13 protein-coding genes are annotated in these 13,681 nt (G+C 67.5%); all 13 read left to right on the top strand.

Annotation, left to right across the window (positions count from 1 at the left end; translation table 11 throughout):
* Positions 1-91 precede the first annotated feature (91 nt).
* The 13 genes from I8N54_RS04495 to I8N54_RS04435 all read left to right on the top strand — a co-directional run bounded on the left by I8N54_RS04495 (position 92) and on the right by I8N54_RS04435 (position 13,588).
* Positions 92-892 (top strand): DeoR/GlpR family DNA-binding transcription regulator, encoded by an 801-nt coding sequence (locus I8N54_RS04495; RefSeq protein WP_140193710.1) that lies wholly within the window; start codon positions 92-94, stop codon positions 890-892.
* Between the two features lie 38 nt (positions 893-930).
* Positions 931-1,926: a rhamnose ABC transporter substrate-binding protein gene (rhaS, locus tag I8N54_RS04490; protein WP_140193711.1), complete on the top strand. Its 996-nt coding sequence runs from the start codon at positions 931-933 to the stop codon at positions 1,924-1,926.
* A 63-nt stretch (positions 1,927-1,989) separates the two neighbouring features.
* On the top strand, positions 1,990-3,504 hold the full coding sequence (locus I8N54_RS04485) for a sugar ABC transporter ATP-binding protein (protein WP_140193712.1): 1,515 nt from the start codon (positions 1,990-1,992) through the stop codon (positions 3,502-3,504).
* Positions 3,501-4,490: an ABC transporter permease gene (locus tag I8N54_RS04480; RefSeq protein WP_140193713.1), complete on the top strand. Its 990-nt coding sequence runs from the start codon at positions 3,501-3,503 to the stop codon at positions 4,488-4,490. Before I8N54_RS04485 ends, I8N54_RS04480 begins: the two co-directional genes overlap by 4 nt.
* Before the next feature lie 5 nt (positions 4,491-4,495).
* Positions 4,496-5,497, top strand: coding sequence for an ABC transporter permease (locus tag I8N54_RS04475; RefSeq protein WP_408635369.1), 1,002 nt, complete (start codon positions 4,496-4,498; stop codon positions 5,495-5,497).
* Positions 5,494-5,811 carry an L-rhamnose mutarotase gene (locus I8N54_RS04470; RefSeq protein WP_140193715.1) on the top strand — a complete coding sequence of 106 codons (318 nt, stop codon included), beginning with the start codon at positions 5,494-5,496 and terminating at the stop codon, positions 5,809-5,811. The genes I8N54_RS04475 and I8N54_RS04470 overlap by 4 nt, the downstream gene beginning before the upstream one ends.
* Positions 5,808-7,187 carry an FGGY-family carbohydrate kinase gene (locus I8N54_RS04465; RefSeq protein ID WP_140193716.1) on the top strand — a complete coding sequence of 460 codons (1,380 nt, stop codon included), beginning with the start codon at positions 5,808-5,810 and terminating at the stop codon, positions 7,185-7,187. Before I8N54_RS04470 ends, I8N54_RS04465 begins: the two co-directional genes overlap by 4 nt.
* Before the next feature lie 132 nt (positions 7,188-7,319).
* The gene (locus I8N54_RS04460; protein WP_140193717.1) at positions 7,320-7,937 is read left to right on the top strand and encodes a helix-turn-helix domain-containing protein; all 618 of its coding nucleotides are present in this window, start codon (positions 7,320-7,322) and stop codon (positions 7,935-7,937) included.
* On the top strand, positions 7,930-8,874 hold the full coding sequence (locus I8N54_RS04455) for an ABC transporter permease (RefSeq protein WP_140193718.1): 945 nt from the start codon (positions 7,930-7,932) through the stop codon (positions 8,872-8,874). Before I8N54_RS04460 ends, I8N54_RS04455 begins: the two co-directional genes overlap by 8 nt.
* Positions 8,871-10,022: an ABC transporter permease gene (locus I8N54_RS04450; RefSeq protein ID WP_140193719.1), complete on the top strand. Its 1,152-nt coding sequence runs from the start codon at positions 8,871-8,873 to the stop codon at positions 10,020-10,022. The genes I8N54_RS04455 and I8N54_RS04450 overlap by 4 nt, the downstream gene beginning before the upstream one ends.
* Positions 10,019-11,032, top strand: coding sequence for an ABC transporter ATP-binding protein (locus I8N54_RS04445; RefSeq protein WP_140193720.1), 1,014 nt, complete (start codon positions 10,019-10,021; stop codon positions 11,030-11,032). Before I8N54_RS04450 ends, I8N54_RS04445 begins: the two co-directional genes overlap by 4 nt.
* Positions 11,029-12,021 carry an ABC transporter ATP-binding protein gene (locus I8N54_RS04440; protein ID WP_140193721.1) on the top strand — a complete coding sequence of 331 codons (993 nt, stop codon included), beginning with the start codon at positions 11,029-11,031 and terminating at the stop codon, positions 12,019-12,021. Before I8N54_RS04445 ends, I8N54_RS04440 begins: the two co-directional genes overlap by 4 nt.
* Positions 12,014-13,588, top strand: a complete 1,575-nt coding sequence (locus I8N54_RS04435) for a peptide ABC transporter substrate-binding protein (protein WP_140193722.1) — start codon at positions 12,014-12,016, stop codon at positions 13,586-13,588. The genes I8N54_RS04440 and I8N54_RS04435 overlap by 8 nt, the downstream gene beginning before the upstream one ends.
* The last annotated feature ends 93 nt before the right edge of the window (positions 13,589-13,681 follow it).

Here is a 13,681-nt window from a genome sequence, read left to right as displayed (position 1 = left end):
GCTGCGCCTGCAAACGATCGAACATGACGGAACATGATTGACAACTTGTCGCGACTCGGACCAGATGGCTGGAACTTGGAGGGGAGGCCAGATGCACGAGAAAGACAGGCAGAGGATCATCCTGTCGGCCGTGCAGGATCGCGGGCTCGTCACGGTGGTCGACCTCTGCGCCCTCACCGGTGCGTCCGAGGCAACGATCCGGCGCGACATCAACACGCTCGACCGGCTGAAGCGGCTGCGCCGGGTGCGCGGCGGGGCCGAAGCAATCGCCTCCGCGCCGTTCGCGGGCCTCGCGGGGCGGCCGTTCTCGGTCAACGAGACGATGAACATCTCGGAAAAGCAGGCGATCGCCGCGGCGGCCGCGGAACTCTGCGACGACGGCGAACCGATCATCATTAACGGCGGCACGACCACCTTCCAGATGGTGCACCCGCTCGCGACGCGGCAGTTGCAGGTCTTCACCAACTCCTTCCCGATCGCCGAACACCTGCTGAAGAACAGCCGCAACACGGTGCTGCTTTCAGGCGGGATCATCTACCGCGAACAGAACATCGTGCTCTCGCCGTTCGAGAACGACGTGACGCGCAATTTCTATGCCCGCCGGATGTTCATGGGCGCGCAGGGGATCGGGCCGCTCGGCCTGATGGAGCAGGACCCCCTGCTGATCCAGGCGGAACAGAAGCTCATCGGCCAGGCGGAGGAACTGGTCGTGCTGGTGGACAGCTCGAAATTCGCGAACCGGTCGAGCCTCGTGCTCTGCCCGCTGTCGCGGATCGACGTGCTCATCACCGATGACGGAATAGACGACCGGACCGCCGCGATGCTCGATGCCGCGGAGATCCGTCTGATCGTGGCCGAAGCCGGCGGAAGGAGGGCGGAGGCCGCGTCCTGAGACGACCAGAGGAAAACGTACACTCAAGGGAGGACAAGATGAGTGCACTAAATAGACTGACGACGACGGCAGCGCTTGCGGCCGTCATGGTGGCCGGACCGGCCATGGCACAGGACGAAGTGCGCATCGCGCTCGTCGCCAAGGCGCTCGGCATCGGCTTCTTCGAGGCCGCCGCGGAGGGCGCAGAGGAAGCCGCCGCCGAACTCGGCAACGTGGAGATCATCTACACCGGCCCCACCGACACGACCGCAGAGGGCCAGATCGAGGTCATCAACTCGCTGATCGCCCAGCAGGTCGACGCGATCGCGGTTTCCGCCAACGACACCGACGCGCTGGTTCCTGCCCTGGAGCGGGCCATGCAGCGCGGCATCACCGTGATCTCGTGGGACAGCGGTGTCGCACCCGCCGGCCGGGAGCTGCACCTCAACCCGTCAAGCAACGCGCTGATCGGCAACATGATCATCAAGCTCGCCGCCGATGAACTGCCCGAGGGCGGCGACGTGGCGGTGCTGTCGGCGACCACCACCTCCACGAACCAGAACATCTGGATCGAGGAGATGAACAAGGTGATGGGCGACTATCCCGACATCGAGGTGGTGGCGACGGTCTATGGCGACGACCTTGCCGACAAGTCCTACCGCGAAGCCCAGGGCCTGATGCAGAGCTATCCGGACCTCGACGCGATCATCGCGCCGACCTCCGTCGGGATCGTCGCTGCCGCACAGGCCGTGGTCGACGCCGGCAAGGTGGGTGAAGTGAACGTCACCGGCCTCGGCCTGCCGTCCGAGATGGCCGGCGCGATCGAAAGCGGTGCGTCCAAGAGCTTCGCGATCTGGAACCCGATCGACCTCGGCTATTCCGCCACGATGCTCGCCTACAACCTCGCCACCGACGTGGCCGAGGCGGAGCCGGGCGCGGAGATACCGATGGGCCGGATGGGCACGCTGACGCTCGACGACAACAACGAAGGCGCGATGGCCGATCCGTTCGTCTACGACGCCAGCAACATCGACGACTTCAAGGACATCTTCTGAAGTCGGCAGACGTAGGATGGGTCACCGACCCATCCTACCCCCTCTCCCAGTGGACAATGCCCCATGTCGGACCCCACCCCGATCCTGTCGATGGACGACATCACCAAGGTCTTCCCCGGCGTGAAGGCGCTCGATTCCGTCCGGCTCGACCTCTATCCCGGCGAAGTCACCGCACTGGTGGGAGAGAACGGCGCAGGCAAGTCCACGACCGTGAAGATCCTGACCGGCATCTACCAGCCCGACGCCGGCACGATCCGCATCGACGGCGCGCCGGTCACGCTCGACAGCGCCAATGCCGCCACCGCCGCCGGCATCACCGCCATCCACCAGGAAACCGTGCTCTTCGACGAGCTGTCGGTGGCCGAGAACATCTACATCGGTCATGCGCCCCGGACCCGGTTCGGCCTGATCGACCGTGCCCGCATGAACCGCGATGCCGCCGCGCTGCTCCGCTCCGTCGATGCGCCCTTCGCGCCCGAGACCCGGCTGCGCGAGCTCGGCATCGCCAGCAAGCACCTCGTCGCGATCGCCCGCGCCCTGTCGGTCGACGCCCGCGTGGTCATCATGGACGAACCCACCGCCGCGCTGTCCCACAAGGAGATCACCGAGCTCTACGAGCTGATCGAGAGCCTCAAGGCGCAGGGCAAGGCGATCCTCTTCATCTCTCACAAGTTCGACGAGATCTTCCGCATCGCCGACCGCTACGCCGTGTTCCGCGACGGCGCCTTCGTCGGAGACGGACGCATCGGCGACATCGACGAGGACACGCTCGTGCGGATGATGGTCGGTCGTTCGGTCGAGCAGATCTTCCCCGAGCGTGACAGTTCCGCCGGGGACGAAGTGCTGGTCGTCAGCGACTACGCTCACCCGACCGAGTTCGCCGACATCTCCTTCACGCTCAGGCGCGGCGAGATCCTCGGCTTCTACGGCCTCGTCGGCGCTGGCCGGTCGGAGCTTATGCAGGCGCTGTTCGGCATCACCCGGCCCTCGGGCGGGACACTGACGCTCGGCGGCAGCGCGAAGGCGATCCGCTCGCCGGCCGACGCGATCGGGGCGGGCATCGTCTATGTCCCCGAGGACCGGGGCCGGCAGGGCGCGATCATCGGGCTGCCGATCGTGCAGAACGTCACCCTGCCCTCGCTGTCGCGGACGTCACGCTCCGGCTTCCTGCGCATGGCGGAGGAGTTCAAGCTCGCCCGCGACTATTCCCGCCGGCTCGACCTGCGGGCAGCCGCGCTCGACCAGGACGTCGGGAACCTGTCGGGCGGCAACCAGCAGAAGGTCGTCATCGCCAAGTGGCTCGCGACGAAGCCGCAGGTCATCATCCTCGACGAGCCGACCAAGGGCATCGACATCGGCTCCAAGGCGGCGGTCCATGAGTTCATGGCGGAACTCGCCGCAGAGGGGCTGTCGGTCATCATGGTCAGCTCCGAAATTCCGGAGGTCATCGGCATGTCCGACCGTGTCATCGTCATGCGCGACGGCCGCATCGCGGCCGAGCTCGACCGCGACGATCTTTCCCCCGAGACGCTGGTGCGCCACGCCGCCGGCATCGGTGCCGGAACGGAGGCCGCATGAAACAGCTCCGCCATACCTTCCCGCTGCGCGAGGCGATCCTCGGCGCGGCGATCGTCATCCTGCTGGGCCTGATCTCGGTCCGGTTTCCGGGCTTCATCGAGCCGGCCAACCTCGCCCGCGTGTTCAACGACACCGCGCCGCTTATCATCCTCGCCCTCGGGCAGATGGTCGTGATCCTGACCCGCTGCATCGACCTCTCCGTCGCGGCGAACCTCGCGCTGAGCGGCATGGTCTGCGCCATGCTGAACGTCGCCTATCCCGGCATGCCGATCCCGGTGATCCTCGCCGTCGCGCTGGTGCTCGGTGCGGTGATGGGCGCGTTCAACGGCATCCTCGTCTGGAAGCTGAGGATCCCGCCGATCGTCGTGACGCTCGGCACCATGACGATCTACCGGGGCATCATCTTCCTGATCTCGGGCGGCAAGTGGGTGAACAGCCACGAGATGAGCGGCGCCTTCACCGGCCTGCCCCGGACCGAGCTGCTCGGCCTGCCGGTGCTGTCGTGGGTGGCGATCCTCGCCGTGGCGGTGTTCGGGCTGATGATGTCGCGCACCGCGCTCGGCCGGTCGATCTTCGCGGTCGGCGGAAACCCGAACGCGGCGGTCTACACCGGCATCGATGTCGGGCGGACGCAGTTCTTCGCCTTCGTGCTGTCGGGCGCGCTCGCCGGGCTGACCGGCTACCTCTGGGTCGCGCGCTACGCGGTGGCCTACGTCGACATCGCCGGTGGCTTCGAGCTGGAGGTCGTGGCGGCCTGCGTGATCGGCGGCATTTCCATCGCCGGGGGGATTGGCTCGGTCAGTGGCGCGCTGCTCGGCGCGCTGTTCCTCGGCGTGGTGAAGAACGCGCTGCCGGTCATCAACATCTCGCCCTTCTGGCAACTCGCCATCTCGGGCAGCGCGATCCTGATCGCCGTCGCCTTCAATGCGAGCTCGGGCCGCGCGAAGGGCCGGATCATCCTCAAGGACGCGGAGGTCCGGACATGAGCGACATGACATCCGCAACCGGGCGGCACATCCCCGACCGGCTCCGCTCCCGAACCGTCGGCGTGCTGACGTCGTGGGAATCGCTGCTGCTCGCCGTCGCGATCGCGATTTTCGTCCTCAACAGCTTCGCCTCACCCTACTTCCTGAACGCCTGGAACCTGAGCGACGCGACCTTCAACTTCACCGAGAAGGCGATGATCGCCTTCGCCATGGCGCTGCTCATCATCGCGGGCGAGATCGACCTCTCCGTCGCCTCGATCATCGCGTTGGCGAGCACGGCCATGGGCCTCGCGCTGCCGTACGAGCCTTCCGTTGCGGTGCTGGTGATGATCGGCCTCGGCACCGGTCTGGCCTGCGGGGCCTTCAACGCGGTCTTCGTCACCGTGCTCGGCCTGCCGTCCATCGTGGTGACGATCGGCACCATGAGCCTGTTTCGCGGCATCAGCTATATCGTCCTCGGCGACGAGGCGTTCCGGGGCTACCCTTCGGGCTTCGCATGGTTCGGACAGGGCTACGTCTTCTGGGTCATCACGGTCGAGATGGTGATCTTCACCGTGCTCGCCGTGATCTTCGGCATCCTGCTGCACACCACGAACTTCGGCCGCGCAGTCTACGCCATCGGCAACAACCCGACCGGCGCCCTGTTCAGCGGCATCCGCGTGGCACGGGTGAAGTTCATCCTGTTCCTGCTGACCGGGCTGATGTCCGGCGTCGCGGCGATCTGCCTGACGGCGCGGCTTGGCTCGACGCGCCCGTCCATCGCCTACGGGATGGAGCTGGAAGTCGTCACGATGGTGGTGCTCGGCGGCGTGAGCATTCTCGGCGGGTCCGGGTCCATTCCCGGCGTCGTCATCGCGGCCTTCGTGATGGGTCTCGTCACGTTCGGCCTCGGCCTGCTCAACGTGCCGGGGATCGTCATGTCGATCTTCATCGGCCTCCTCCTCATCGGAGTGATCGCCCTGCCCCGCCTCTGGGCGATGGCCCGCGCCAAACGGAGAACGCCATGATGCAACGCCACGTCTTCCGGATGCGCCTGAACCCCGGCATGGAGGCCGAGTACCAGCGCCGCCATGACGAGATCTGGCCCGAACTGGTCGAGCTGCTGCGCGGGGCCGGCGTGCAGGATTACTCGATCCACTACGATGCGGAGACCGGCCTGCTCATCGGCATCCTGCTGCGTCCCGAGGATCACGGCATGGACGACCTGCCGTCGCATCCGGTGATGCAGCGCTGGTGGGCGCACATGGCCGACCTGATGGAGACCGCCCCGGACAACGAGCCGGTCGCCGTCACGCTGCCCAGACTGTTTCACATGCCATGACCGCGCCACGCCACATCGCCGTCATCGACGTCGGCAAGACGAACGCCAAGCTCGCGCTCGTCGACCTTCAGACGCTGACCGAAATCGACGTGGTGACCCGCCCGAACGAGGTGCGCCGCGGACCGCCGTGGCCGCATTTCGATACCGAGGCACACTGGAATTTCTTCCTGAGCGCCCTGTCCCGCTTTCACCGTGAGCACGGGATCGACGCGATCTCGGTCACGACGCACGGCGCATCGGCGGTTCTGCTCGACGCGAACGGAAGGCTTGCCGCGCCGATCCTCGATTACGAGCATACCGGCCCCGATGATATGGCCGACGCCTACGACGCGATCCGGCCGCCCTTCGCGCAGACCGGGTCGCCCCGGCTCGGCATGGGGCTGAACCTTGGCGCGCAGCTGCACTGGCAGTTCGCGACCGACCCCGGCCTGCTGGAGCGCACGGCCCATGTCCTCACCTACCCGCAATACTGGGCCTTCCGCCTGACGGGAGATGTGTCGAGCGACGTGAGTTCGATGGGCTGTCACACCGACCTCTGGAACCCGCGCGAGCGGACCTTCTCCGATCTCGCCGGGGCACTCGGCATCGCCGGAAAGGTCGCCCCGGTGCGCAAGTCGGCGGACGTGCTCGGCCCCGTTCTGCCCGAAATCGCGGAGGCGACCGGCCTCGCCCCGAAGACGCCGGTCGTCTGCGGGATCCACGATTCCAACGCCTCTCTCTATCCTCACCTGCTGTCGCAGCGCCCGCCATTCTCGGTCGTCTCCACCGGCACATGGGTCATCGCGATGGCCATCGGCGGCGCGGACGTCACGCTCGACCCCGCGCGCGACACGCTCATCAATGTCTCCGCGCGGGGCGATGCGGTGCCGTCGGCCCGCTTCATGGGCGGGCGGGAGTACGAGATCGTCCGCGCCGGAAAAGACCTGTCCGCGACAGAAGAGGATGTCGCCGAGGTGCTCGCCTCGGGCCTGATGCTGCTGCCTGCGGTCGAACCGACCAGCGGCCCGTTCCCCGGTCGTGCGATGCGGTGGCAGGGCGTGGAACCGCCCGAGGGGTCGGGCCAGCGCGCGGCGGCGCTGTCCTTCTACCTCGCGCTGATGACGGACACCTGTCTGGACCTTGCCGGGGCACGGGGGTCGACCATCGTGGAGGGGCCTTTCGCGCGAAACGCCCGCTACCTCGCGATGCTTGCGGCAGCGACCGGTCGGGACGTTCAGCAGAGCCGCTCCGCCACCGGCACCAGCCTCGGTGCAGCGCTTCTGTTCGCGCCGGACGGCGGAACCGCTCTGCCTGAGCCGGAGCGCGTTCCGACGCCCGCCAACGCCGAGGCACTCACCGCCTATGCCGCACGCTGGAAAGCGGCGCTCGACGGTTGAGCGGGCCGGACATGACCGGTCGACGGAGTGCTCACTCATGCGGCAGCGACTTCGCGAGACACCGCCAGAGCCGCGATTAAGGTTGAAGTAAAATTTTTTAGATGAGAGCATGAGCGGACAAGGGACACGCTCATGTCGCACGCCAACTCATCCACTTCCTCGCCCGCCGACCAGCCCGGTATCGCCGTTGGCGCCCTCGTGCGGACACGCCGGCGGGCACGGAACATGACCCTTCAGGAGCTGGGGCATAAAGTTGATCTGTCAGTCGGTTACCTCAGCCAGATCGAGCGCGACATCGCGATTCCCTCCATCGGCTCCCTCACACGCATCGCCCACGCGCTTGGGCTCGAACTCGGCCACTTCATGTCGAACGAGGGGCCGCGCGGTCTCGTCAGCAGGGCGCACGAGCGGGAGACGACCTGGATCCGCAAGGGCGGGATGACCTACGAACGGCTGCACGCCGAGTTCCCCGGCGCGACCTTCTCCGCCTACATCATCACGCTGCCGCCCGGGTTCGTCGGCGAGGTCGACAACCACGAGGGCGAGGAGTTCGTGCAGGTCCGCTCCGGCCGCTTCATCTTCGAAGTCGACGGCACCAGACACGACCTCGGCCCCGGCGACGCGCTTCACTTCCGCTCCGACATGCGCCACCAGGCGAGCAATCCCTACGACGAGGAAGTCGTCATCACGTGGCTCGGCAACGCGCCGGCTCTCAGGCTGCGGCCCGACGCGGAAAGCGGCAATGGCTGAGCGCCGCCTGCCCCTCGACTGGCTGGCGCGGCGGCTCGGCCTGATGCTGGTGACGCTCTGGGCGATCATCACGCTGACCTTCCTGCTGATGCACGCGGTCCCCGGCGGCCCCTTCGTGTCCGAGAAGATGCTCGCGCCCGAGATCGAGGCGGCGCTGAACGCGAAGTTCGGCCTCGATCAGCCGCTCTGGCGGCAATATCTCAACTACCTCGGCGGCGTGGCGACCTTCGACCTCGGCCCGTCATTCAAGTATCCCGGCGTCACGGTGAACCAGATGATCGCCGACGGCATTTCCGTCACCGCGCAGACCGGGCTGCTGGCGGTGATCTGCGTTGTCGCGCTCGGCGTTCCGGCCGGCATCATCGCCGCACTGAACCGGGGGCGGTGGCCGGACACCGGGGTGATGTTCCTCGCCACGCTCGGCGTCGCGATCCCGTCCTACGTGCTGGCAACCGTCGCGCTCTATGTATTCGCGCTCAGGCTCGGCTGGGTGCCGGCGTTCGGGCTGGACGACTGGCGCGGCTACCTGTTGCCGGTCTTCGCGCTGTCGGGCTTCTGGCTGTCCTTCGTCGCCCGGCTCACCCGGTCGAGCCTGCTCGAAACGATGGAACAGGACTACATCGTCACCGCCCGCGCCAAGGGCCTGACGCCGGGCACGATCCTGATGCGCCACGGGCTGCGCAACTCGCTGATCCCTGTGGTCACGGTTCTGGGCCCCGTGGTGGCAAACCTGCTTACCGGCAGCTTCGTGATCGAACAGATCTTCGCCCTGCCCGGCATCGGGCGGCATTTCGTGCTGTCGATCACCAACCGGGATTACACCGCGATCATGGGGATCACGATCTTCTACGCCGCCTTCCTGATGCTGATGATCCTGATCGTCGACATCCTCTACCTCTGGCTCGACCCCCGCATTTCCTACGGGAGCCGCCGATGAGCATCGCGCCAGAGATGTGGGAGCCGCTCCCGAAAGAGGCCGAGCGTCCTGCCGAAAGCGGCCCGGTGCAGGGCTTCTGGGCCGGTGCGGCGGCGCGGCTGGTGCGGCACAAGCCGGCGATGGCCGGGCTCGTCTTCATCGTCGTGCTCATCACGGCGGCGATCTTCGGGCCGGCCGCCTCGCCCTGGACGTACTTCGAGCAGGATCTCGAACTGTCGAACCTGCCGCCAGTGCACAGCCCCTATCGCGTGGGGGACCAGCGGGTCTTCGTCAATTCCGGCAACCTCGGCCTCTACGAAGTCGGCGAGGACGGCTCAATCACCGCGCTGATCCGGCCGGACGAGCGGGACATGATAAACCGCCGGTCGATCTGGGCGATCGACGGGCGCGAGGTCGTGCTCGACTACTCCGTCCGTCCCGCGATCCTGACCGTCGACGGCGCCCCCGCCGAGCAGGAGGGCCGCACCCTGAACCGCGCGCACCCGTTCGGGACCGACCAGCTCGGCCGGGACGTGCTGGTGCGCCAGCTCTACGGGGCGCGGATCTCGCTGATGGTCGCGGCGGCGGCGGTGCTGACGAACTTCGTGATCGGCGTGCTCTACGGCGGGATCTCGGGCTACCTCGGCGGTCGGGTCGATACCGTGATGATGCGCATCGTCGAGATCGTCGCGACCATTCCGCTGACGCTCTACGTGATCCTGATGATGGTCGTGCTGCAATCCGGCCTCTGGTCGGTGATCCTCGCCATCGGATCGGTCTACTGGGTCGACATGGCCCGGATCGTGCGCGGCCAGATCCTGACCCTGAAGGCGCAGGATTACGTGGCCGCCGCCCGCACGATGGGGGCCCCGACCAGCCGCATCCTGTTCCGCCATCTGCTGCCGAACGCCTTCGGGCCGATCCTCGTGACGCTGACGATGCTGATCCCCTCGGCGATCTTCATCGAGAGCTTCATGTCCTTCATCGGCCTTGGCGTGACACCACCGCAGGCCAGCTGGGGCACGCTGACCTCCGAAGCGGTCGAGACGCTGCGCACCTATCCCCACCAGCTGTTCTTCCCGGCGCTCGCGATCTCGCTGACCATGCTGGCGTTCAACTTCCTCGGCGATGGCCTTCGGGACGCGCTGGACCCGAGGTTGTCGCAATGAGCCTGCTCGAGGTCACCGGCCTGACCACGGCCTATCACACGCGGCGCGGCCGGGTGCAGTCGGTGCGCGGCGTCGACCTGCGGCTGGAGCGGGGCGAGATCCTGGGCCTCGTCGGCGAAAGCGGATCGGGCAAGTCGGTGACCTGCATGTCGCTGCTCAGGCTGCTGAAGCGTGGCGGCCGGATCGAAGGTGGCACAGCCTACTTCGAGGGCGAGGACCTGCTGGCGATGCCCGAGGGCAAGCTCGCCCGGCTGCGCGGCGACCGGGTCGGCGTGGTGTTCCAGGACCCGATGTCGGCGCTGAACCCGACGATGACCGTAGGCCGCCAGATCACCGAAGTGCTGCTGCGCCACCGCAGGATGACCCGCGCCGAGGCGCGCGCCCGCGCGGTGGAGCTGTTCGGGCTGGTGCGCATCCCCTCCCCCGCGGCGCGGATCGACAGCTACCCGCACGAGTTCTCGGGCGGGATGCGCCAGCGGGTCATGATCGCGATGGCGTTGGCCTGCGAGCCGGCGCTGCTGATCGCGGACGAGCCGACGACCGCGCTCGACGTCACGATCCAGCGCCAGATCCTCGCGCTGCTGAAGGAGCTGCGCGACCGGCTTGGCATGGCGATCATCCTCGTGACCCACGACCTCGGCGTGATCGCCGAGACGGCGGACCGGGTGATGGTGCTCTACGGCGGGCAGGTGATGGAGGAAGCGCCGGTGGCCGACCTGTTTGCCGCGCCGCGCCACCCCTACACGCGGGGCCTGATGGCCGCGATTCCCGACCCGCGCCGCGCGGGCGAGGCGCTCGCCCCGATCCCCGGCACACCGCCGGACATGCGCGCGCCGCCCCCGGGGTGCCCCTTCGCGCCCCGCTGTCCCGAGGCGCGGCGCCAGTGCCTCGACCCGTCACCGGTCTACGAGGTGAGCGCGGCGCATCGTGCGCGCTGCTGGCTGCTCGACCCCTCTGCCCCGAGGGTAGGATGGGGTGAAGACCCCATCCTACGGGAGACGACCCGATGACCCCGCTCGTGGAACTCGACGACCTCGCGATGCACTTTCCCGTCCGGGGCGGTGTGCTGAAGGCGGTCGACGGAATCTCGCTGACCATCGCGCGAGGGGAAACGCTCGGCCTCGTCGGCGAGTCCGGCTGCGGCAAGTCCACGCTCGCCCGCACCCTGATCCGGCTGCACCAGCCGAGCGCGGGACGCATCCTGCTGGACGGGACCGACATCACGTCGATGGACGAGCGCCGCCTGCGGCCGCACCGCCGTCGGATGCAGATGATCTTCCAGGACCCGGTCGCCGCGCTCGACGGACGGATGACGGTGGCGGAACTGATCGCCGAACCGCTCGAGATCGCGAAGGTCGGCAATCGCAAGTCCCGCGCCGCCACCGTGCGCGAGCTGCTGGAGACCGTCGGCCTGCCCGCCGACGCCGCAGCGCGCTACCCGCATGCCTTCTCCGGCGGGCAACGCCAGCGGATCGGCATCGCCCGTGCCATCGCGCTGAACCCCGACCTCGTGATCTGCGACGAGCCGATCAGCGCCCTCGACGTCTCGATTCAGGCGCAGGTGGTCAACATGCTTGCCCGCCTGAAGGCGGAGCGCGGGCTCGCCTACCTCTTCATCACGCACGATCTGTCGATGCTGCGCCACATCGCCGACCGGATCGGGGTGATGTACCTCGGCAAGCTGGTCGAGATCGCGTCCTCCGATGCGCTCCACGCCGCGCCGCGCCATCCCTACACGCGCCTGCTCTGGTCCTCGATCCCGGTACCGGACCCGGCCGCCCGCGCCGACGGTCCTGTCGAGACCGGCGAAGTGCCGAGCCCGCTCGACCTGCCCTCGGGCTGCCGCTTCCGCACCCGCTGCCCCCGGGCCAGCGCGCTCTGCGCCGAAGTCGAGCCCGCCCTGAACGAAACCGGCGACGGCCACATGGTCGCCTGCCACCACCCGATCCCGCCGGAAGAGACGGGACCCAAGTCCGACAAGGAGAGAACACATGCGTAAGCTGATGATGACCGCCGCAGTCGCGGCGTTCGCCGCGGGCCCCGCGCTCGCCGCGGGCGACCTCGTCTACGTGGTGAACAACGAGAGCGCCACCTACGACCCGGGCCTCACCTCCGAAACCTTCGCCGCGCCGATCATCGGCAATACGTTCGAGGGTCTCGTGCGCTTCGACGAGTCGGGCGAGATCGTCCCGGCAATGGCCGAGAGCTGGGAGGTCAGCGAGGACGGGCTGACCTACACCTTCACCCTGCGCGACGCGAACTGGTCCGACGGCCAGCCGGTCACCGCGGAGGACTTTGTCTATGCGTGGAAGCGGGTGCTCGACCCGGCGGCGGGCGCGATGAACCCGGCGATGTTCTACCTCATCGACGGGGCGGAGGACTTCTATGCCAACGACGGCGAGGGCGAGGTCGCGATCAGCGCGCCCGACGACAAGACCTTCACCTTCACGCTGGCGCAGCGCGTCCCCTACATGTTGCAGATGCTCACCTACACCAACTTCTTCCCCGTCCGGCAGGACGTGGTGGAGGCCGACCCCGACGGCTGGACCCGCGACCCGGAAACCTTCGTCGGAAATGGCCCCTTCAAGGTCAGCGAGTTCAACTTCGGTGAATCCGTCGTCTTCGAGAAGAACGATGAATATTACGACGCCGATGCCGTGTCGCTCGACACGCTCACCTTCCGGCTGATCCCCGACCAGGCAACCGCGCTGACGGCGATGGAATCGGGCCAGGTCGACGGGATCGAGGCGGTGCCCGCCCCGGAAATCCCACGCCTGATGGCCGAAAGCGACGCCTTCATGGTGATCCCCGCGCTCGGCACCACCTACGCCTTCTTCAACCCCGCCGCAGCGCCGCTCGACGACGTGCGGGTGCGCCAGGCGCTGTCGATGGCCGTCGACCGGCAGGATCTCGTCGACTTCGTGCTCCAGTCCGCCGACCGCCCGGCGACCGGCCTCGTTCCCTACGGGCTGACGCTGGCGGGCGAGGATTTCCGCGATGGGACCGACACCTTCGGCCTCGCCACCGAGGCGCAGCCGGAGGCGGCGGCGGAGCTGCTCGCCGAAGCCGGCTACCCGGACGGTGAGGGCTTCCCCGAGACGGTCTTCGTCACCTACACCTCGCCGCCGATCGAGAAGCTGCTCGAGGCGATCCAGCAGATGTGGAAGGAGAACCTCAACATCGACGTCGAGATCCAGGCGACCGAGTGGCAGGTCTACTATCCCGAGGTTCAGAAGATCGAATACCAGATCGCCCAGATGGGCTGGGGCGCGGACTATCCGCACCCGATGACGTTCCTCGACATCTTCCTGCCCGGCTCGCCCAACAACCTCGCCGGCTGGGAAAACGAGGCATATGCCGACGCGATCGCCGCGGCAAAGTCCACGGACGACGAGGCGGAGAGCCTGGCGTCGATGCGCGAGGCGGAGGCCATCCTGATGAACGACCACGTCATCCTGCCGATGTACCACCGTTACAACTACATGATGATGTCGCCCGAGGTCGAAGGCTTCTGGCGCTCCTCGCTGAACGTGCCCTACTTCCGCGACGTGACCATGCCCGAGTGATCGGCTGACATCATGCGACTGGACGCGCCCGGTGATCGCCGGGCGCGTTTCCTTTTCTGGCTCGCCGTGCCTTCGGCCCGTCGATCCGCCGGG

The sequence above is a fragment of the Pelagovum pacificum genome, assembly GCF_016134045.1.
GTDB lineage: Bacteria > Pseudomonadota > Alphaproteobacteria > Rhodobacterales > Rhodobacteraceae > Oceanicola > Oceanicola pacificus_A.
Note: the sequence above shows the minus strand (reverse complement) of the source record. Positions and strands in the feature narration are given on the sequence as shown.

Coding starts and splice junctions, on each gene's coding strand:
- I8N54_RS04445 (WP_140193720.1), top strand. CDS start 10,019: ATGAGCCTGCTCGAGGTCACCGGCCTGACCACGGCCTATCACACGCGG.
- I8N54_RS04465 (WP_140193716.1), top strand. CDS start 5,808: ATGACCGCGCCACGCCACATCGCCGTCATCGACGTCGGCAAGACGAAC.
- I8N54_RS04460 (WP_140193717.1), top strand. CDS start 7,320: ATGTCGCACGCCAACTCATCCACTTCCTCGCCCGCCGACCAGCCCGGT.
- I8N54_RS04495 (WP_140193710.1), top strand. CDS start 92: ATGCACGAGAAAGACAGGCAGAGGATCATCCTGTCGGCCGTGCAGGAT.
- I8N54_RS04455 (WP_140193718.1), top strand. CDS start 7,930: ATGGCTGAGCGCCGCCTGCCCCTCGACTGGCTGGCGCGGCGGCTCGGC.
- I8N54_RS04485 (WP_140193712.1), top strand. CDS start 1,990: ATGTCGGACCCCACCCCGATCCTGTCGATGGACGACATCACCAAGGTC.
- rhaS (WP_140193711.1), top strand. CDS start 931: ATGAGTGCACTAAATAGACTGACGACGACGGCAGCGCTTGCGGCCGTC.
- I8N54_RS04435 (WP_140193722.1), top strand. CDS start 12,014: ATGCGTAAGCTGATGATGACCGCCGCAGTCGCGGCGTTCGCCGCGGGC.
- I8N54_RS04450 (WP_140193719.1), top strand. CDS start 8,871: ATGAGCATCGCGCCAGAGATGTGGGAGCCGCTCCCGAAAGAGGCCGAG.
- I8N54_RS04480 (WP_140193713.1), top strand. CDS start 3,501: ATGAAACAGCTCCGCCATACCTTCCCGCTGCGCGAGGCGATCCTCGGC.
- I8N54_RS04475 (WP_408635369.1), top strand. CDS start 4,496: ATGACATCCGCAACCGGGCGGCACATCCCCGACCGGCTCCGCTCCCGA.
- I8N54_RS04440 (WP_140193721.1), top strand. CDS start 11,029: ATGACCCCGCTCGTGGAACTCGACGACCTCGCGATGCACTTTCCCGTC.
- I8N54_RS04470 (WP_140193715.1), top strand. CDS start 5,494: ATGATGCAACGCCACGTCTTCCGGATGCGCCTGAACCCCGGCATGGAG.